At 55.2% G+C, this 18,356-nt stretch carries 16 protein-coding genes; 10 read left to right on the top strand and 6 right to left on the bottom strand.

The features are described 5' to 3' along the window. Window position 1: 1 nt before the first annotated feature. The 3 genes from hemX to hemC are packed head-to-tail and all read right to left on the bottom strand — an operon-like array spanning window position 2 to window position 2,888. Complete coding sequence (gene hemX, locus G544_RS0115445) at window positions 2-1,192, bottom strand: uroporphyrinogen-III C-methyltransferase (RefSeq protein WP_027275437.1); 1,191 nt, start codon at window positions 1,190-1,192, stop codon at window positions 2-4. A gap of 17 nt (window positions 1,193-1,209) precedes the next feature. After that, window positions 1,210-1,950, bottom strand: coding sequence for a uroporphyrinogen-III synthase (gene hemD / locus G544_RS0115450; protein ID WP_027275438.1), 741 nt, complete (start codon window positions 1,948-1,950; stop codon window positions 1,210-1,212). Then, window positions 1,947-2,888, bottom strand: a complete 942-nt coding sequence (gene hemC, locus G544_RS0115455; protein WP_027275439.1) for a hydroxymethylbilane synthase — start codon at window positions 2,886-2,888, stop codon at window positions 1,947-1,949. Before hemC ends, hemD begins: the two co-directional genes overlap by 4 nt. Before the next feature lie 351 nt (window positions 2,889-3,239). On the opposite strand from hemC, the gene G544_RS20765 reads away from it, so the two are divergent. Further along, complete coding sequence (locus tag G544_RS20765) at window positions 3,240-5,798, top strand: class I adenylate cyclase (RefSeq protein WP_051155790.1); 2,559 nt, start codon at window positions 3,240-3,242, stop codon at window positions 5,796-5,798. On the opposite strand, the gene G544_RS0115465 is transcribed toward G544_RS20765, so the two are convergent. Both G544_RS0115465 and cyaY read right to left on the bottom strand, forming a co-directional pair. Continuing rightward, a complete protein-coding gene (locus G544_RS0115465; RefSeq protein ID WP_027275440.1) occupies window positions 5,795-6,766 on the bottom strand; it encodes a reverse transcriptase family protein in 972 nt (323 codons plus the stop codon). The genes G544_RS20765 and G544_RS0115465 overlap by 4 nt on opposite strands. A gap of 271 nt (window positions 6,767-7,037) precedes the next feature. Then, window positions 7,038-7,361, bottom strand: a complete 324-nt coding sequence (gene cyaY, locus G544_RS0115470; protein WP_027275441.1) for an iron donor protein CyaY — start codon at window positions 7,359-7,361, stop codon at window positions 7,038-7,040. Window positions 7,362-7,451: 90 nt separating this feature from the next. On the opposite strand from cyaY, the gene lptM reads away from it, so the two are divergent. The 9 genes from lptM to G544_RS0115510 all read left to right on the top strand — a co-directional run bounded on the left by lptM (window position 7,452) and on the right by G544_RS0115510 (window position 17,247). Next, window positions 7,452-7,631 (top strand): LPS translocon maturation chaperone LptM, encoded by a 180-nt coding sequence (lptM, locus tag G544_RS21815; RefSeq protein ID WP_071783405.1) that lies wholly within the window; start codon window positions 7,452-7,454, stop codon window positions 7,629-7,631. A gap of 113 nt (window positions 7,632-7,744) precedes the next feature. Next, window positions 7,745-8,995: a diaminopimelate decarboxylase gene (lysA, locus tag G544_RS0115475; protein ID WP_027275442.1), complete on the top strand. Its 1,251-nt coding sequence runs from the start codon at window positions 7,745-7,747 to the stop codon at window positions 8,993-8,995. Window positions 8,996-9,098: 103 nt separating this feature from the next. Continuing rightward, window positions 9,099-9,923: a diaminopimelate epimerase gene (gene dapF / locus G544_RS0115480; protein WP_027275443.1), complete on the top strand. Its 825-nt coding sequence runs from the start codon at window positions 9,099-9,101 to the stop codon at window positions 9,921-9,923. Next, window positions 9,920-10,627: a DUF484 domain-containing protein gene (locus G544_RS0115485; protein WP_051155791.1), complete on the top strand. Its 708-nt coding sequence runs from the start codon at window positions 9,920-9,922 to the stop codon at window positions 10,625-10,627. Before dapF ends, G544_RS0115485 begins: the two co-directional genes overlap by 4 nt. Then, a complete protein-coding gene (gene xerC, locus G544_RS0115490; protein ID WP_036024274.1) occupies window positions 10,624-11,550 on the top strand; it encodes a tyrosine recombinase XerC in 927 nt (308 codons plus the stop codon). The genes G544_RS0115485 and xerC overlap by 4 nt, the downstream gene beginning before the upstream one ends. After that, window positions 11,550-12,266 (top strand): 5-amino-6-(5-phospho-D-ribitylamino)uracil phosphatase YigB, encoded by a 717-nt coding sequence (yigB, locus tag G544_RS0115495; protein ID WP_027275446.1) that lies wholly within the window; start codon window positions 11,550-11,552, stop codon window positions 12,264-12,266. Before xerC ends, yigB begins: the two co-directional genes overlap by 1 nt. 42 nt (window positions 12,267-12,308) lie before the next feature. Next, window positions 12,309-14,471, top strand: coding sequence for a DNA helicase II (gene uvrD / locus G544_RS0115500; protein WP_027275447.1), 2,163 nt, complete (start codon window positions 12,309-12,311; stop codon window positions 14,469-14,471). Window positions 14,472-14,947: 476 nt separating this feature from the next. Continuing rightward, the gene (gene corA / locus G544_RS0115505; protein ID WP_027275448.1) at window positions 14,948-15,898 is read left to right on the top strand and encodes a magnesium/cobalt transporter CorA; all 951 of its coding nucleotides are present in this window, start codon (window positions 14,948-14,950) and stop codon (window positions 15,896-15,898) included. Window positions 15,899-16,182: 284 nt separating this feature from the next. Continuing rightward, on the top strand, window positions 16,183-17,247 hold the full coding sequence (locus G544_RS0115510; RefSeq protein ID WP_027275449.1) for an AbrB family transcriptional regulator: 1,065 nt from the start codon (window positions 16,183-16,185) through the stop codon (window positions 17,245-17,247). On the opposite strand, the gene rarD is transcribed toward G544_RS0115510, so the two are convergent. After that, window positions 17,239-18,126, bottom strand: coding sequence for an EamA family transporter RarD (gene rarD / locus G544_RS0115515; protein WP_027275450.1), 888 nt, complete (start codon window positions 18,124-18,126; stop codon window positions 17,239-17,241). The genes G544_RS0115510 and rarD overlap by 9 nt on opposite strands. Window positions 18,127-18,356: the final 230 nt, after the last annotated feature.

An 18,356-nucleotide genomic window follows, 5' to 3' on the forward strand; every position in this document is an offset into this window, starting at 1 on the left:
GTTAGCCCTCCTGATTAGCGGCCGGAGTCGGAGCCGGCGCGGCTTCAGGTGCGGACTTCATCGCGTCGCGGCTACGCGACTTGATGGTTGCATCCAGCAGCGGCAGGCTCTTCAACGTTTTCGGTAAATCGAGGCTGATTGACTGCTGGCTGAGTTCGTCCAACTGGCTTAAGAACGCCTTGGTTGACGCGGCGTCGGGATCAAAGTAAGCGCGGATCCAGGTTGATACGCTGTCCAGCGACTGGCTGTAAATTTCACCCTGGTGGCGGGATACCGCTCTGGCTGCAATCAGCAGCTTCAGGCGCAGGTTTTCGCGCAGATAGGTATCCTGATCCGGCGTTAACAGCGGGCTCGTCAGCTCATTTTCCGGCACGTTGCGCGCCCGAATGGTGATGAATTCAGACAGAAAATTGTGCCAGCTTTTTTGCAGATTCTGGCGCCAGTCTTTAAGCTCACCGCTGACTTCCGTGCTCTCTTTACTGATTGGCGTATTGTCCCAATCGGTGCTGGCGGAAGGCAGGTTCATTATTTGATCGGAAAGCTCGTTCAGCGTCAGGGCGATGCCGTCAAAGTCTATCTGACTGACGCCGGAAATGGCGTTAATGTCCTGAATAATAGCCTGACGAACTTCGCTCAGCGTCGGATCGTTAAGCTCGGCCAGAGATTTGTCTGCGCTTTTGAGCATGTTGACCGCAGTGGCGACGTCCTGCTCTATCCAAAGCTTACGAGCCGCCATTTTCACCAGAAAATCGGCTTCGGAAAGATGCCAGACCTTCGCGTCGTCACTGGCCGCAATGGTAGACACTCTGCTTTGCAACGCTTCCAGAGAGGCGGACTGGGAGCTCAGCTGCAGGCGCTGTTCATCCAGCTTTTTCTCCGTACTTTTGAGCTGTTCGGTAAACGCATTTTGAGAAGCGAGCAGGCGATCGTCTTCTTTCGACTGCCCTGACTTCAGGGCGTCAATCTGAGCCTGGAGCTGGGCAATCGTGGCCTTTTGGGATGCTACCTGCTGATGCCCGTGGTAGTACAGACCGCCGCCGAGAGCAATGACTAAAGCAATGGCGATAGCGCCCAGGGCGACGCCCGCCCGGCCGCCCTGCTTGACGCTGGGGGTCTTTGTTACCGTTTCTTTTTCAGTTGAACCGCCGTTTTGCTGTTCAGCTGGTGCTGATGGGGTCGTTGAATCCGTCATCTTGGCACATCCCGTAGTTAAAATGATTGCAGCGCACGAAGCAGTGCGCCATTGTCTGCATTATCTGCAACCCGACACCGTAACCAGCCTAAATCCTCCGCCTGCTCGGCCAAGCGTTCGCTTACGACCAGCAGCTTGAGATTGAGTAACCAGCTTCGATAGCGCTCGGGCGCCAAATTGTAAACCTGTTGTAGCATTTCTCCGCTGGTAATCACCAGCGTATTTACGCTTAATTTTCGCCAACGTTCGCAAAGTTCAGCGCCGTCATAGTTGACAGGAACGCGCTGATAGCATTCACAAAACCTGACTTTTGCGCCGCGCGCCGTTAGCGTTTGCGCTAAAAGCTCCCTACCGCCGTTGCCGCGCAAAATAACAATATTCTTACCGGCAACGTGTTGTAATTGAGGTAACTTTAGCATTTGCTCACTGATTTCGCGACCTTGAGGATAGAGAGCTGGAAAACCCGTTGCTTCCTCAAGCGCGCAAGCCGTTTTTTTACCGATAGCGAAATAGGCAACCTCTTCTGGCCAGGCGTAGCCTTGCTGTAGCAGCGCTTCCTGAGCGTAGTAAACCGCATGCTGGGAGGCCGCGACAACCATATCTCCCGGGCCCAGTTTATCTAAACAGTGAGGCAGGCTATCAAGATCTTTACCGCGGGCAAAAGAAATAAGCGGCGTATGGCAGGCGTCCATTCCCAGCGCGGTAAGCTGGTCGACCAGCTGCTCACCGGCGGGGGAGGGGCGCGTGACCAAAATCATTTTGGTTCGTTGTCCTGATAGAGGCGTTTCAAAATGCCGTCAGCGCCTTGTGCAAGGAGCTCATCGGCCAGTTCGATCCCCATCTGCTGCGCATCGCTCACGGGGCCGCGTCGTTCGCCGCGAACGATGCGGCTGCCGTCCGGTTCGCCGACCAGCGCGCGCAGCCAAAGCGTGTCGCCCTCTAAAACGGCGTAGCTGCCGATTGGGACCTGGCAGCCGCCCTCGAGGCGGGCGTTCATGGCTCGTTCCGCCAGTACGCGTACGGCGGTTTCCTGATGATTTAACGGTGCCAGCAGCGCGCGCGTTTCGCTGTCATCAAGCCGACACTCGATGCCCACGGCCCCTTGGCCTACGGCGGGCAGCGACTCTTCCGGAGCCATATAGCTGCGAATTCGCTCTTCCAGATTCAGGCGTTTTAATCCGGCTGCGGCTAAAATAATGGCGTCGTAATCGCCGTTATCGAGTTTGCTCAGGCGGGTGCCCACGTTGCCGCGCAGATCGATAATGGTGAGATCCGGACGGCGGGCCCTCAGCTGGCACTGCCGGCGCAGGCTGGACGTTCCGACGATGCTTGCGGCGGGCAGCTCGTCCAGAGAATTAAAACGGTTGGAAACAAAGGCGTCGCGCGGGTCTTCACGCTCACAAATAGTGACCAACCCCAACCCCTCGGGGAACGCGACCGGCACGTCTTTCATTGAGTGAACGGCGATATCGGCGCGTCCTTCCAGAAGTGCGGTTTCCAACTCTTTAACGAAAAGGCCTTTGCCGCCGACCTTCGCCAGAGGCGTATCGAGAATGATGTCGCCGCGCGTGACCATCGTGACCAGCTCAACGGTAAGTCCGGGGTGGCAGGCCAACAGGCGGTCGCGAACGTAATGGGCTTGCCAAAGGGCAAGGGGACTCTGGCGGGTAGCAATGCGGATCGTATTTTGAGACATGGCTTATCGTTACCTTTTTTATTGTGCCGCCATTCTACCAGCTGGTGCGTAAAGTGTCAGCGCAATGGAAAGATTATCACGGCGGCGGCGGCAAATTATTTTCAGCGCTTTTCGCTGAAATATATAACATTTCAGTTATGGAACCGTCGTTAAAGAGGAATGCCGCCGTTTAATTTATGAACAATATCGTGCGATAGCGGTCTACGTCGAGGGCAATATCTTTACGCCCTGAGCGCAAGGTGTTACATTGATCACGTTTCTGGTCATTCATTGAGCGAGTGATATTGCAGTCCGGAGCGGCAGCCAGAACGCGGTTCCATTATACCGTAGGAATGAATCAGGCAAATCGTCTTGCATCTTAATATCACTTTATTAAAGCAGCGTTTGGATACGTTAAATCAACTGCGTATCGAACGTGCTATGGCGAATATGGGATCTGCGTTCCGGCAGGTCTATACTCTGCTGCCTGTTTTTCTACACTATCACCATCCCAGCATGCCCGGTTATCAGGGCGGGATCGTTCCCTACGGCATATGTTCCTACGCGCCGACTGACGTTCAGCGCCAGTATTTGCAAGAGTTTTGCAAATCTACCCCTATTTCTTTGTCGCCCAATAGCGGCGCCAATCTTCCCATTACCGGCGTTTATAGTATGGGAAGCACGTCCTCTTCCGGCCAAAGCCGCTTTTCCGATTTGGATATCTGGGTTTGTCACCAATCCTGGCTAAACGGCAACGAACGTACGATCCTTCAGGCAAAGTGCCTGCTGCTGGAACAGTGGGCCGCGTCGCTCGGCGTGGAAGTTAACTTTTTTCTGATTGACGAAAACCGCTTTCGTCAAAACCTGAGCGGCAAACTTGATGCAGAAGACTGCGGCTCGACGCTGCACATCCTTCTTTTGGATGAGTTTTACCGCAGCGCCGTCAGGTTAGCCGGCAAGCCGCTCCTGTGGAACATGGTTCCTGGCGATCGGGAGATGAATTATGAAGAGTACGTCTCGGCGCTTTTTGCCGACGGTTCTTTAAAGCGCGATGAGTGGATAGATCTGGGCGGCCTGGGCGCGCTGTCGGCGGAAGAATACTTTGGCGCCAGCCTGTGGCAGCTGTATAAGAGCATCGACTCCCCCTATAAAGCCGTTTTGAAAACTCTGCTGCTGGAGGCCTATTCGTGGGAATATCCCCAGTCGCAGCTGCTGGCGCTGGAAATTAAGCGCCGGCTGCATAACGGCGATCTGGACTCCTTCAGCCTCGATTCTTATTACATGATGCTGGAAAGAGTGACGACCTATCTGGTTGCCATCGGCGATGATGCTCGATTGGATTTAGCGCGCCGCTGCTTCTATATGAAAGTCTGCGAACAGCTTTCCGTTCCGGCACAGAGCATACCGGAACAGGGCAACTGGCGGCGGGAAATATTACATCAGCTGGTTCGCGAGTGGGGCTGGAGCCACGAGCAAATTCAGGTATTGGACAATCGGGCCTGCTGGAAGATAGAGCGCGTGCGCGAAGCCAACAACGAGCTGCTTGACGCGCTGATGCAGAGCTATCGCAACCTTATTCGCTTTGCCCGCAGAAATAATCTGAGCGTCAGCGCCAGCCCGCAGGATATCGGCGTATTGACCCGCAAGCTCTACGCGGCGTTTGAGGCGCTGCCGGGGAAAGTGACGCTGGTTAACCCGCAAATATCGCCGGACCTGTCCGAAAAAAATCTGACCTTTATTCAGGTGCCGGTCGATCGCGCCAACCGCGCGGGCTGGTATCTCTATAATCAGTCGCCGACGATTAATTCCATCATTGGGCATCAGCCGCTGGAATATAACCGCTATCTGAGCAAGCTGGTAGCCTGGAGCTATTTCAACGGCCTGTTGACGCCCGATACGCACATACACGTTAAAAACGGCCAGTGCTGCGACACGGATAAGCTGCAGGCGTTTGTGGCCGATATCGCCAAGCATTTCCCTCTGCGGGTTCCGGCGCCGACGCCCAAGGCGCTGTATAGCCCCTGTGAAATTCGGCATTTGGCGCTGATAGTCAATCTTGAAAACGACCCAACGGCCTCTTTGCTGCAAGAAAATACGCCATCGTTTGACCTCGGCAAGCTGGACGTTCTCAGCTTCGGCAGCCAGGAGCAGTGCCTTATTGGCAGCGTTGACCTGCTGTATCGTAACTCGTGGAATGAGATCCGTACGCTGCACTTTAACAGCAGCCAGGCCGTCATTGAGGCGTTGAAAACTATTTTGGGTAAAATGCATCAGGACGCTGAACCGCCGGAGTCGGTGGACGTGTTCTGTTACAGCGAGCATCTGCGAGGACTGATTCAGACTCGGCTTCAGCAGCTGGTTTTAGAATGCATCAGCCTGCGGCTGTCAAGTACGCGTCAGGAATCAAACCGCTTTAAGGCAATTCGCGTCGCCGGTCAGACCTGGGGCCTGTTCTTCGAACGGCTTAGCGTTTCCGTTCAGCGGCTGGAAAACGCCGTGGAGTTTTACGGCGCGATTTCCAATAACAAGCTCAACGGCATTTCGATGGAGCCGAAGTCTGAACACCAGCACCTGCCGGAGATTATCGACGGCTTTGCCAGCGAAGGCATCATTCAGTTTTTCTTTGAGGATACGGAGAAGGGCTTCAATATCTATATTCTTGACGAGCTTAACCGGGTGGAAGTTTATCTGAACTGTCAGGGCTGTATTGATGAACTGGTATGCGACGTCAGCCGCTTTTATGCCTCTTCTCACGAGCGCTTTACCTACGGCTCCGGCTCGGTGAACTTTAATCTGCCGCAGTTTTATCAAATCATTCGGGAAAACGAGGTAGAAAAAGTTATTCCCTTCAACAGCAACTCTATTTCCCCTTTAAGCGCGCCGACGGTGCCGCTCACTAAGAAAGATATTTTGTTAAGCAATACGTTCTAGGCCGACGCTGATTCTTCTTTCAATAATTGCCTGACAGCGCTGCGCGCGTTCTGAAACTCTGCATCGTCCGGGTTGATTTGCAGCAAATAGGCAATTTTCCCCTGAAGCGACTGAAGGTAGCGCAGGCGCTGCTCCCGTGGGCTTTCCTGTGGGTTGAAATCACCGGTTTGCACAAGGTGTGACGCTACGCCGAACCGCTGACAAAAGTAGACCTCTTGCCGAAGCTTTCGCCGGATATCGCGGGTAAGCTGCGGCTTTTGATTAACAACGATGCCGGTTACGGTTTGGCGCTGGTTCGCCGTTATCAGTCGGCTTTTACGAGCGTTAAGCGTAAAGCCCATGTCGTAGAGCAGGCCGCGAACCTTGTTTTTGACCTGCCGGGCGTCAAAATCGCCGGAAAAGGTCATGTCGTCGCAGTAGCGCGTATAAACAATATCTCGTTCTTGGCACCACAGGCCTATGACGTCGTCAAAGCGCTTCATGACAAGATTGGAAATAGTCGGCGAAGTAGGCGCCCCCTGCGGCAGAACGTCGCGATGGCAGCACAGGTGTGTCAGTAGCGTCACTACGGCAGCGGGCAGCTCCGTCTTTTTAAAAAGGCGATGGACGTGGAAGAACGTGATGCTGTCAAAAAAGTTTTCTATATCGAGCTTTAAGACGTTGCTCTGCGCAACGTGAGGACTGGCGTTGTCTAACGTCGAGCATTTCTCTCGATAGGCGGTGGCGAAAGGAGACAGGGGAAAGAGAGAAAGCACGTTGCGAAGGATGTTTCTCTGCACGGATTTTAGCAAAATATCGGGCGCATACAGCGTGCGCAGGCCGCCGCTGCGCTTGGTCAATACGATCTTTCGATAGTGGCGATCGCTGCGGTTGCTGAGAGCGTAAAGGCATTGGATTTCTTTGTCGGCGGGACAAGCGGTTTTGCCGGTTAATTCCAACGCTATCAGACAGGCCCTGGCTGCGTCCAATGAGTGCTCCTTGCTGCATCGGTGGTTAAAGGCGCCTGCGGCGGCAATACGATAAGCGATCCCTAAGGCGTGGAAACGTACCTAGCGCGTAAGCGCGTCGCACGCAAAGCGTGCTGATGTACTTTGACGCGGCTTAGGGTATATGGGCCAAGCTGCTTGCGTAAAGTCGGCGATTCGCCGACCCGTTCAAACGAGAACGTCTGAAAACGCTATTGCTACCGCAGGCAAAAAAATCATAACACCGTGCAGCCGCCGATGGCTATTGAGGATTTTATTCCGCCAGCTCTACCGGCTCTCCCGCCTGCTCCGTCGCGGCTTCTGACAGCACAACGAAGAATGACCTGCCGCTGCGGTCGCACAGCCATTGGCCGTCACGGTAGTCGAAATGGTAGCCGCCGCCCTTGGCCGCCAGCCAAACTTGATGCATAGCTTCCTGTTTATTAATGATAATTTTGCTGCCATTATCAAAAGACAGTGACATCACCCCGCCGTTGATTTCATAATCAATGTCGGCGTCACCGTCAAAATTATCGAGGGATTCTTCAACGTGATGAAAAAGCGTGTCGGCCAGTCGATGAAACTCGGTGTCGTTCATAATCAGAATTCCTATTGCTTTTCGTGATCCAGCTGCGATTATAGAGGGCTAGACAAAATGAATCATAGGCCTATTTACGTGAATAGATGCATGAATAAAACTTTACGCTGCTCACTCGTTGTTATAGCAACCCTCTGGCTTAGCGGCTGCGGCCTTAAGGGGCCTCTCTACATGCCGCCGGATGAGCCGACTCAGGATGTTACCGTACCGGATCAGGGCGTCTCCCAAGCGGTGAGCGAGGGTGGTTCCAGTATGAACGCATCGCAGTAACAAACCTGCATTTTTAAGGATAGCCGAGGCGACACCGTCCGGAAATCGAGTTATAGAAGATGGGACGGCTATTATAGTTATGCCCGCAATAAAATAAGGTCAGGTGAACTTATATGGACTACTTCAATTACAAAGACGGGCAGCTGTTTGCAGAAGACGTGTCGGTCGCTTCACTTGCAGAGCGTTTCGGAACGCCGCTTTACGTTTACTCCCGAGCCACCATCGAGCGGCACTGGCGCGCGTTCGATGATGCGCTGGCCGGGCATCCTCACCTTATTTGTTATGCGATTAAGGCTAACAGCAACCTGGCTTTTTTAAACCTGCTGGCGCGTATGGGGTCCGGTTTCGACATTGTGTCTCAGGGCGAGCTTGAGCGCGTTCTTGCCGCCGGCGGTTCCCCGGATAAGGTGGTGTTTTCCGGCGTGGCGAAATCCGTCGTAGAAATTCGCCGGGCGCTGGAGGTAGGGATCCGCTGTTTTAACGTTGAGTCCGTGCCGGAGCTGCACCGCATTAATCAGGTTGCCGGAGACATGGGCTTCAAGGCGCCGATCTCTTTGCGCATTAACCCGGACGTTGACGCTAAAACGCACCCTTATATTTCTACCGGACTGAAAGAAAATAAGTTCGGCATCAGCTATCAAACGGCGCGAGAAGTCTATCGGCTGGCTAACAGCATGGCGAACATCGAGATCCGCGGCGTCGACTGTCATATCGGCTCACAGCTGACGGAGCTTTCGCCGTTCCTCGATGCCGCCGATCGGCTGCTGCTGCTGTTAGACCAGTTGGAAGAGGACGGCATTCATATTCACCATCTGGATCTGGGCGGTGGATTGGGCGTTCGTTACGATGACGAAACGCCGCCAGAGCCGAAGGAGTACGCCTCGGCCCTGCTGGCCAAGCTTAAAGGGCGGGAAAATTTGGAGCTTTGCTTCGAGCCCGGTCGAGCGATTGCGGCCAACGCCGGCATAATGGTGACAACGGTGGAATATCTGAAAACCCAAGATGACCACCATTTCGCCATCGTTGACGCCGGCATGAACGACCTGATCCGCCCGGCGCTGTACGAAGCGTGGATGAAGATTATTCCCGCGCTAGAACATCCGCAGGGGCATCGCCAGAGCTATGACGTTGTCGGCCCGGTGTGTGAAACCGGCGATTTTCTCGGTAAAAAGCGCGACTTGACGCTCAATGAGGGCGATCTGCTGGTGGTCAGGAGCGCGGGCGCCTATGGTTTTACCATGAGCTCTAACTATAACACCCGCTGTCGCCCCGCGGAGGTCATGGTTGACGGCAATCAGGCGCATTTGGTTCGTGAGCGTGAGCGCTTTGAGGACCTGTGGCGCGGCGAACGTTTGTTAAAATAGACGATTGGGCGAAGCCTGGGTTTAGGGCTTCGCCGATATTCGCGGCCCGAATAAAACTTTAGCGACGGCGGCCCAGTGCCGGTCGTCATCAGTGGGGTAACAGATGCAATTCTCCAAAATGCACGGTTTGGGTAACGACTTTATGGTGGTCGACGCCGTCACCCAAAACGTCTATTTTTCGCCGGAGCTGATTCGACGCCTGGCGGACCGCCACTACGGCGTGGGGTTCGATCAGCTTTTAGTCGTCGAGGCGCCTTACGACCCCGATCTGGACTTCCACTATCGAATTTTTAACGCAGACGGCAGTGAAGTCGCGCAGTGCGGCAACGGCGCGCGCTGCTTTGCCCGCTTTGTTCGCCTTAAGGGGCTGACCAATAAACGCGAGATCCGCGTGAGCACGCAAAACGGCCGCATGACGCTGACCGTCGGTGAAGACGACCTGGTCACGGTCAATATGGGTATCCCCAACTTCGAGCCCGGCGAGATCCCGTTTCGCGCTGCAAAAATGGAAAAAACCTACATTCTGCGCGCTGACGAGCGTACCGTACTGTGCGGTGCGGTATCGATGGGCAATCCTCACTGCGTTTTGCAGGTAGATGACGTAACTACCGCTGACGTAGAAACGCTGGGGCCGCTGTTGGAAAATCATGAGCGCTTTCCTGAGCGGGCTAACGTCGGCTTTATGCAGGTGCTCCATCGCGGCAGTATCCGCCTGCGGGTATACGAACGCGGCGCGGGGGAAACGCAGGCCTGCGGCAGCGGCGCCTGCGCGGCGGTGGCCGTCGGCATAATTCAGGGCGTGTTGGACAATAAGGTTAACGTAGCCCTGCCGGGGGGCGAGCTGCAAATAAGCTGGAAGGGGCCGGGAAACCCGCTGTTTATGGTTGGGCCGGCGACACATGTTTATGATGGATTTATTCATTTATGAGCGAGCGGGCTGAAGGCGGAGCAACGATTGGCGTAGAGTTAACCGATGAACAGGTTAGTCAGTTTCTGCTGAATAACCCTGACTTCTTCATTCGAAACGCGCGTCAGGTTGAACAAATGCGCGTTCCTCATCCCGTCAGAGACAGCGTCTCGCTGGTTGAGTGGCAACTGGGGCGACAGAGGCACCACATTCAACAGCTGGAAGAAGAGATTACTCTGCTGATGGAGCAGGCGTCTGCTAATGAAGCGCTGTTCAATCGGCTGATTAACCTTCAGTGCGATCTGGTGCAGTCCGATAGCCTACAGGACCTGCTGAACCGCCTGCAAAAGTGGGCGAAATCGCTTGGCCTGGTGGGCGTAGCGCTGCGCCTGTTCAGTGAAAAATGGCGTCTCGATGCGCCCTCCGACTTTACCCATTTAGCCCTGCCTCGCCAGTCTTTCGAACCGCTGCGCATTCAGCGTTTCGGGCAGTCTAATCAGTATTTGGGGCCTCTTAATGGCCCTGAGATTTTGCTGCTGATGCCGGAAGCCAAAATGGTGGGGTCGGTTGCCATTTCCATGCTGGGCAAGCGCGGCGACATGGGTATGGTGATTTTTATCAGCCGCGATCCCCAACATTATCAACAGGGCATGGGAACGTTGCTGTTGGAAAACCTGAGCCTGCTGCTGCCCGGCCTGCTGGCGCACTGGATTGAGCAGAAATGACCGGCGGCGATGAACGCTCCCTGCCTGCCGCTTTGCAAGAGCCGGTTGACGGCTTTTTGCGCTACCTCCGCGTTGAAAGACGGCTAAGCCCCCATACGCTATCGAGCTATCACCGCCAGCTTCAGGCCGTTATGGCGCTGATGGCGGACGCTAATATCACCGAATGGGCGAAGCTCGATGCGGCCGGCGTGCGTTCTCTGGTAACGCGCAGCAAGCGAGCAGGCCTGGAGTCAGCCAGCCTGGCGCTGCGACTGTCGGCGCTTAGACGCTGCCTGGACTGGATGGTCGGTCGTGGCGATTTGAACGCTAACCCGGCAAAGGGGATTTCTGCGCCGCGGCAAGGGCGCCACCTGCCGAAGAATATGGACGTCGATGAGGTTAGCAGCCTGCTGGAGATTAACCTAAACGATCCGCTGTCCGTTCGCGACCGGGCCATGCTGGAGCTGATGTACAGCGGCGGCCTGCGCCTGTCCGAACTGGTTGGTCTCGACTGCCGCGACGTCAATCTTGACGCCGGCGAGCTGCGGGTGTTGGGTAAAGGCAGCAAGGAACGCAAGTTGCCGATTGGCAGAATGGCCCTTGAATGGCTGAACCGCTGGCTGCCGATGCGCGAGTTTTACGAACCGCAGGACGACGCGCTGTTTTTATCCAAGTTGGGACGTCGGATTTCGGCGCGCAATGTAGAAAAACGCTTCGCGCAGTGGGGCGTTAAGCAGGGTGTGAGCAGCCACGTGCATCCCCACAAGCTTCGTCACTCTTTCGCCACCCATATGCTGGAATCCAGCGGCGATCTGCGCGCCGTTCAGGAACTGCTTGGCCACGCCAGCCTGTCCACTACGCAAATTTATACGCATTTGGATTTCCAGCACTTAAGTTCTGTGTATGATGCTGCTCATCCGAGAGCGAAAAGGGGGAAATCCTGATGCGTATTTACCGGCCGCTTGGTCCTATCAAGGCCATGACGTTCGATCTGGACGACACGCTGTACGATAACCGACCGGTAATCGAACGTACGGAAACGGAAGTCATCCAGTTTATGCAGCAGAATTTCCCTCGGGTTGCCCTGTTGGATAGAGACGGCTTTAACCGCATTCGCGGCGAGCTTCTGGCGCGAGAGCCGGACATCTACCACGACGTCAGCGAATGGCGCCGCCGGGCGTTTGAAGCTACGCTGCTGGCGCACGGCTATAGCCAATGCGACGCGGCAGAAGGCGCGGCGCGGACGATGGAGCACTTCAGCTACTGGCGCAGCCGCATTGAGGTGCCACAAGCGACGCATACTACGCTAAGCCTGCTGGCGACGCGCTTTCCTCTGGTGGCGGTCACCAACGGCAACGCAAACCCACAGCTGTTTGGCCTGAGCCCTTATTTTCAAATGGTGCTTCGCGCCGGGCCTGACGGTCGGGCCAAGCCGTTCGGCGATATGTATTTGAACGTCGCCCGCAGGTTAAATATTGCCCCTCAGTACATTCTGCACGTGGGGGACGACCTGACGACCGACGTCGCCGGCGCGGTGCGTCACGGCCTTCAGGCGTGTTGGATTAACGATCGCAAGAAGAGCCTGACTCAGGTATCCGACGCCCGTTTATTACCCCATATTGAAATTTCTAGATTGGATTCACTGTGTCGGTTGGTATAATCGCTCCATCCTCTGTATAAATTACCAGTATATGGCGCAATAATGGACGTTTCCCTTCTGCTTGAAAGCTTGAACGATAAACAGCGCGAAGCCGTTGCGGCTCCCCGTACCAACATGCTGGTGCTGGCCGGGGCCGGTAGTGGAAAGACCCGAGTGTTGGTGCACCGCATCGCCTGGCTGTTAGCCGTCGAGCGCTGTTCGCCCTACTCAATTATGGCGGTGACCTTTACCAACAAGGCCGCCGCAGAGATGCGCCATCGCATTGAACAGCTTATCGGCACCAGCCAGGGCGGCATGTGGATTGGCACCTTCCACGGGCTGGCCCACCGCCTGCTGCGCGCCCATCATCTTGACGCCAATCTGCCGCAGGACTTCCAGATTCTGGACAGTGAAGACCAGCTTCGCCTGCTCAAGCGCATCGTTCGCGCGATGAACCTGGATGAGAAGCAGTGGCCTCCCCGCCAGGCGATGTGGTACATCAACAATAAAAAAGACGACGGCCTGCGCCCTTCCCATATCGAAACGTACGGCAACCTGACGGAAGGCACCTGGCTGCGCATCTATCAGGCCTATCAGGAAGCCTGCGATCGCGCTGGGCTGGTGGACTTTGCCGAACTGCTTTTACGCGCCCACGAGCTGTGGCTGCACAAGCCGCAGATCCTTAATCATTACCGCGAGCGCTTTACCAACATTCTGGTGGACGAATTTCAGGACACCAACCGCATTCAGTACGCCTGGATCCGCATGCTGGCGGGCGACGCTTCCAAAGTGATGATCGTTGGCGATGACGACCAGTCCATTTACGGCTGGCGCGGCGCTCAGGTGGAGAACATTCAGCGCTTTCTTGACGACTTCCCCGGCGCACAGACGGTGCGTCTGGAACAGAACTATCGCTCCACCAAGAACATTCTTACCGCCGCCAACGCCCTGATTGCCAACAACGATGGCCGCTTGGGGAAAGAGCTGTGGACCGAAGACGGCGCGGGCGAGCCGATTTCTCTGTACTGCGCGTTTAACGAACTTGATGAAGCCCGCTTCGTCGTCAGCCGCATTAAGTCCTATCAGGACGGCGGCGGAGCGTTGAACGACTGTGCGATCCTCTATCGCAGCAACGCCCAGTCGCGGGTGCTGGAAGAGGCGCTGCTACAGGCGTCGATGCCGTATCGCATCTACGGCGGCATGCGCTTTTTCGAACGGCAGGAAATCAAGGATTCTCTGGCCTATTTGCGGCTTATTTCCAACCCTAACGACGATGCGGCGTTTGAGCGGGTCGTCAATACGCCGACCCGCGGCATCGGTGACCGATCTCTTGACGTTATCCGCCACGCGGCCCGCGACCGGCAAATTACGCTGTGGCAGTCCTCGGTTGCGCTGCTTTCAGAGAAGGTTCTGGCCGGGCGCGCCGCCGCTGCGGTACAGCGTTTCATTGAGCTGATCGAAGCCCTGACCCGAGAAACCGGCGAGCTGCCGCTGCACGTTCAGACCGATCGCGTCATTCGCGATTCCGGCCTGCGCCAAATGTACGAACAGGAAAAGGGAGAGAAAGGACAGGCGCGGGTTGAAAACCTGGAGGAACTGGTCACTGCCACTCGTCAGTTCAGCTTCCAGGATGAAGATATGGATCTGACGCCGCTGCAGGCGTTTTTATCCCATGCCGCGCTTGAAGCGGGCGAAGGGCAGGCCGACGCCTATCAGGATGCGGTGCAGCTGATGACGCTGCACTCGGCCAAGGGGCTGGAGTTTCAGCAGGTGTTTATCGTCGGCATGGAGGAAGGCATGTTTCCCAGCCAGATGTCTCTGGACGAAGGTGGGCGGCTGGAAGAGGAGCGCCGACTGGCCTACGTAGGCGTGACTCGCGCGATGCAGAAGCTGACGCTCACCTACGCGGAAACCCGACGCCTGTACGGCAAAGAGGTCTATCATCGTCCATCGCGCTTTGTCGGCGAACTGCCGCAGGAGTGCGTTGAGGAGGTTCGGCTGCGCGCCAGCGTTTCTCGACCGGTTAATCACAGCCGCATGGGAACGCCCATCAGCCAGAACGACAGCGGCTATCGGCTGGGCCAGCGGGTGCGCCATCCCAAGTTTGGCGAGGGTACCGTTATCAATCTGGAAGGCAGCGGCGAACACGCGCGCTTACAGATAGCCTTTCAGGGTGAGGGCATCAAGTGGCTGGTGGCTTCCTACGCTCGCCTTGAAACGCTTTAATTCGCCCGTTTTTCTTTGTTATAAAACGCCGCCGAGGCCCGATTGTGTTGCAGCAGTCGGTCAGCGGCAGTCGTTTTCTCCGCGAGCGGCGAATTATCTAACGACCTGATGGAAAAATTATTTTTCCCAGCTATCATTTGTCCTGCAATTGCGTTCGGTGGTTGTTAGGCTGCGTCTCTAAATGTTGTTCAACAGTTGACAGCCTTTTTCTACTAGGCGTAACATGCGCGCACTATTTTCCTACGGGGGCAACAGCTTTGGACATTCCCAGTCGATACTGGCTCAAGAATCTTTTAACTAAGTTCAACTTCTAAGGCTATTCCCTTTTGCTGATAGCCTTCGTGGTTGTCAGCGACCTCTTACTCATCGTCGTCGCTACTGAGTCTTATCATCCAGACGTTAGGTCTGCGATGTGTATCTCAAATTGTTCAACGCGTTGCTCGTGTCGTTACTACTGTAAAAAGAGGGATGACGCTATGCTAAGCGCATTTCAGTTAGCTGACTGCCGTTTGTCTCGTCTGGAACTGGACGATGGCGATAACTTAACCTCTTCCGTATGGGTAGACCTGGTTGAACCGGAAGATGAAGAGCGGGATCGCGTTCAGTGCGAGCTTGGGCAGTCGTTGGCAACCCGACCAGAGTTGGACGACATTGAAGCGTCAGCGCGCTTCTTTGAAGACGAAGACGGCCTGCACATCCACTCCTTCTTTTATTACGAAGATGCGGAAGACCGCGGCGGTAACGCCACCGTGGCGTTTACCATACGTGAAGGCCGGCTGTTTACGCTGCGCGAACGCGATCTGCCTGCGTTTCGTCTCTACCGTATGCGCGCCCGCAATCGAGCCATGATTGACGGCAACGCCTATGAGCTGCTGCTGGATCTGTTTGAAACCAAAATCGAACAGCTGGCTGATGAAATCGAGAATATCTATAGCGATCTGGAATCCCTCAGCCGCGTCATCATGGAAGGGCATCCGGGAGAAGGCTATGACGAGGCGCTGTCAACGCTGGCCGAGCTTGAAGATACGGGTTGGAAGGTTCGCCTGTGCCTGATGGACAGCCAGCGAGCGCTGAACTTCCTGGTTCGCAAGGCCCGCCTGCCGAGCAACCAGCTGGATCAGGCGCGCGAGGTGCTGCGAGATATCGAATCTCTGCTACCGCACAATGAATCCCTGTTCCAGAAGGTCAACTTCCTGATGCAGGCCGCGATGGGCTTTATCAACATTGAGCAGAGCCGCATTATCAAAATCTTCTCGGTGGTATCCGTGGTGTTCCTGCCGCCGACGCTGGTCGCTTCAAGCTACGGTATGAACTTCAAGTTTATGCCCGAGCTGGACTGGACCTTCGGCTATCCCGCGTCGATTGGTCTTATGATCGCCGCCGCGGTTGCTCCTTACCTTTACTTTAAGCGCCGCAACTGGCTTTGACCTTAGGCTGTTCCCGTCATTGTGTTCGGATAGTCCCAGCCCTGCCTAACGCCGCATTCTTTACAGAATGCGGCGTAATACCCTGTTTTTGTCAAAGAATTACTGCTCGATTGGTATAAAGTGTGCGTTTTACCATAAATAACTTGATAGTCGTCGACGGGAACTCTATTTTTCTATCATTAATCGTCTCGTTTTAGCTTTAATCGCAAATATAGACTTACGGTCTAAAAATAAAACGGGCGTCCGTCGTTGAGTGCATTATTCTCCAGGCAGGATACTTAACCGTGGCAAAGCGATCGCTCGTTCTTCAGTGGACCATATTACTGACCCTTTCCTTAGCGCTATCGCTGATTATGTTGCACTTCCATCTGCCGGCCGCCATGCTGCTTGGGCCGATGGTTGTCGCCGTGGTAATGAGCCTGTGCGGCGCGGCTATTCGTATCAATAATCGCTTTTTTATCTCTTCTCAGGCGATCATCGGCTGCATGATCGCGCAAAACCTGTCTTCTTCTATCCTGGTTTCTCTGGCCGCCAACTGGCCGATCGTTCTTTTTATTCTGCTGTCTACGCTGTTCGCCAGCGGCCTGTCAGGCTGGCTGCTGGTGCGCTTTAGCCAACTGCCGGGGACTACCGGCGCATGGGGATCGTCTCCGGGCGGGGCGGCGGCGATGGTGGCGATGTCGGAAGACTACGGTGCTGACGTGCGGTTGGTTGCGTTTATGCAGTATATGCGAGTGCTGTTTGTTGCGGGCTCGGCGGTGCTGGTCGTGCGCATCGCGATGGGCAGCGATGCGCAGGCCATGACGCAGGAGATAGTTTGGTTTCCGCATCTGGGATGGGACTTCGCCTCAACGCTGCTGCTGGCAGCCGTCGCGGGTTGGCTTGGACGGCGGCTGCGCTTTCCGTCCGGCACCATGCTGTTTCCTATGCTTATCGGTGCCGGCCTACACGCCGGCGACGTACTGACTATCCAGCTTCCCGAATGGCTATTAGCCGTTGCCTATGCGTTTATTGGCTGGAGCGTGGGGCTGCGCTTTAACCGTGCGGTGTTTATGCTGGCGATAAGGACGCTGCCGCAGATTATACTTTCCATCGTCGGGTTAATGTCTCTGTGCGCCCTGATGGCGCTGGCGCTGACTCACGTACTGGATATGGACTTCCTGACCGCCTATTTGGCGACCAGCCCCGGCGGGCTGGATACGGTAGCTATTATTGCTGCGGGCAGCGGGGCGGACATGTCGTTCGTGATGGCGATGCAGACGCTCAGGCTATTCAGCATTCTGATGACCGGCCCGGCGATGGCGAAGTTTATTTCCCGCCATGCGCCGAGAAAAGCGCCGTCAGCGTAACCTTTTTTGCGAGTAAAGCGCGTCCAGAATAAAAATGGCCAGCGCGACCCAAATAAATCCGAAGGTGATAAGCTTGTCTTCACCAACGCTTTCACCGTAAAAGAGCGTTGCCAAAAGGAACATCAGCGTCGGGCCGATATATTGGAAAAAGCCCAGCGTTGACAGCTTAAGCTTGGTCGCCGCCGCGGTAAAGAACAGCAGCGGGACGGTGGTGACGACGCCGGCGGCGACAAGCAGCAGGTTTACCGACAGGCTGTTTTGCCCCAGATGGCTAGTCGACGAATCGGCGATGAAGAACAGATAGACGATCGCGACGGGCAGCAGCCACAGGGTTTCCATCAGCATTCCGCTTTGGGCGTCAACGCCGATTTTTTTGCGCGCCAGCGCGTAAAGGCCGAAGGTGAACGCTAAAATCAGGCTGATGTAAGGCACCGAGCCGAATTGCCACAGCTGAATCACGACGCCGGCAAACGCAAGAAACACGGCTACCCACTGCATGCGGCGAAAGCGTTCGCCGAGAAACAGCATCCCCAGCAGCACGTTTACCAGCGGATTGATAAAGTAGCCCATGCTGGCTTCCAGCATGTGGTGATTGTTTACCGCCCAGATAAACGTCAGCCAGTTGCTGCCGATAAGCAGCGCGCTGACGGCCAAGAGTAACAGTTTCTTTTTATCCGCGCAGGCTCGGCGCACGTTGCTCCACTGCTTCCCAACGGTTATCAGCAGGATCATGAAAAAGAATGACCAGATAATGCGATGGGTCAGAATTTCGTCCGCTGGAACAAAGTCGATAACTTTGAAGTAGGCGGGCGCGATCCCCCAAATAAGATAGGCTGCCAAGGCATAGATTATGCCTAAACGGGTTTGCTGAGATTCCATGAGTAAACGTGACCGAAGTAAGAGTAGAGAATTGAAAAATATAGTCTGACAGTGTACTTCATTTCGTTAGCCGTTTGTTGCTTAAATTTCCCGCTGACGCAGCGTAAAGCACCGGATCGCGAGGAAAGAGAGATAAGCTGGCGGCGTTGCGCAAGTTTACCTAAAGACGAATGTATAAAAGTAAAAGCGCTGCGGCCGACCTCGATTTTTCCGCCTCGTTTAGGGGATTT

This window comes from Leminorella grimontii ATCC 33999 = DSM 5078 (genome assembly GCF_000439085.1).
GTDB classification, from domain to species: Bacteria; Pseudomonadota; Gammaproteobacteria; order Enterobacterales; family Enterobacteriaceae; genus Leminorella; species Leminorella grimontii.

Bases quoted from the DNA above. Each gene is read 5' to 3' on its own strand.
- hemX (WP_027275437.1), bottom strand. From the start codon at position 1,192: ATGACGGATTCAACGACCCCATCAGCACCAGCTGAACAGCAAAACGGC.
- hemD (WP_027275438.1), bottom strand. From the start codon at position 1,950: ATGATTTTGGTCACGCGCCCCTCCCCCGCCGGTGAGCAGCTGGTCGAC.
- hemC (WP_027275439.1), bottom strand. From the start codon at position 2,888: ATGTCTCAAAATACGATCCGCATTGCTACCCGCCAGAGTCCCCTTGCC.
- cyaY (WP_027275441.1), bottom strand. From the start codon at position 7,361: ATGAACGACACCGAGTTTCATCGACTGGCCGACACGCTTTTTCATCAC.
- lptM (WP_071783405.1), top strand. From the start codon at position 7,452: ATGAATAAAACTTTACGCTGCTCACTCGTTGTTATAGCAACCCTCTGG.
- lysA (WP_027275442.1), top strand. From the start codon at position 7,745: ATGGACTACTTCAATTACAAAGACGGGCAGCTGTTTGCAGAAGACGTG.
- dapF (WP_027275443.1), top strand. From the start codon at position 9,099: ATGCAATTCTCCAAAATGCACGGTTTGGGTAACGACTTTATGGTGGTC.
- G544_RS0115485 (WP_051155791.1), top strand. From the start codon at position 9,920: ATGAGCGAGCGGGCTGAAGGCGGAGCAACGATTGGCGTAGAGTTAACC.
- xerC (WP_036024274.1), top strand. From the start codon at position 10,624: ATGACCGGCGGCGATGAACGCTCCCTGCCTGCCGCTTTGCAAGAGCCG.
- yigB (WP_027275446.1), top strand. From the start codon at position 11,550: ATGCGTATTTACCGGCCGCTTGGTCCTATCAAGGCCATGACGTTCGAT.
- uvrD (WP_027275447.1), top strand. From the start codon at position 12,309: ATGGACGTTTCCCTTCTGCTTGAAAGCTTGAACGATAAACAGCGCGAA.
- corA (WP_027275448.1), top strand. From the start codon at position 14,948: ATGCTAAGCGCATTTCAGTTAGCTGACTGCCGTTTGTCTCGTCTGGAA.
- rarD (WP_027275450.1), bottom strand. From the start codon at position 18,126: ATGGAATCTCAGCAAACCCGTTTAGGCATAATCTATGCCTTGGCAGCC.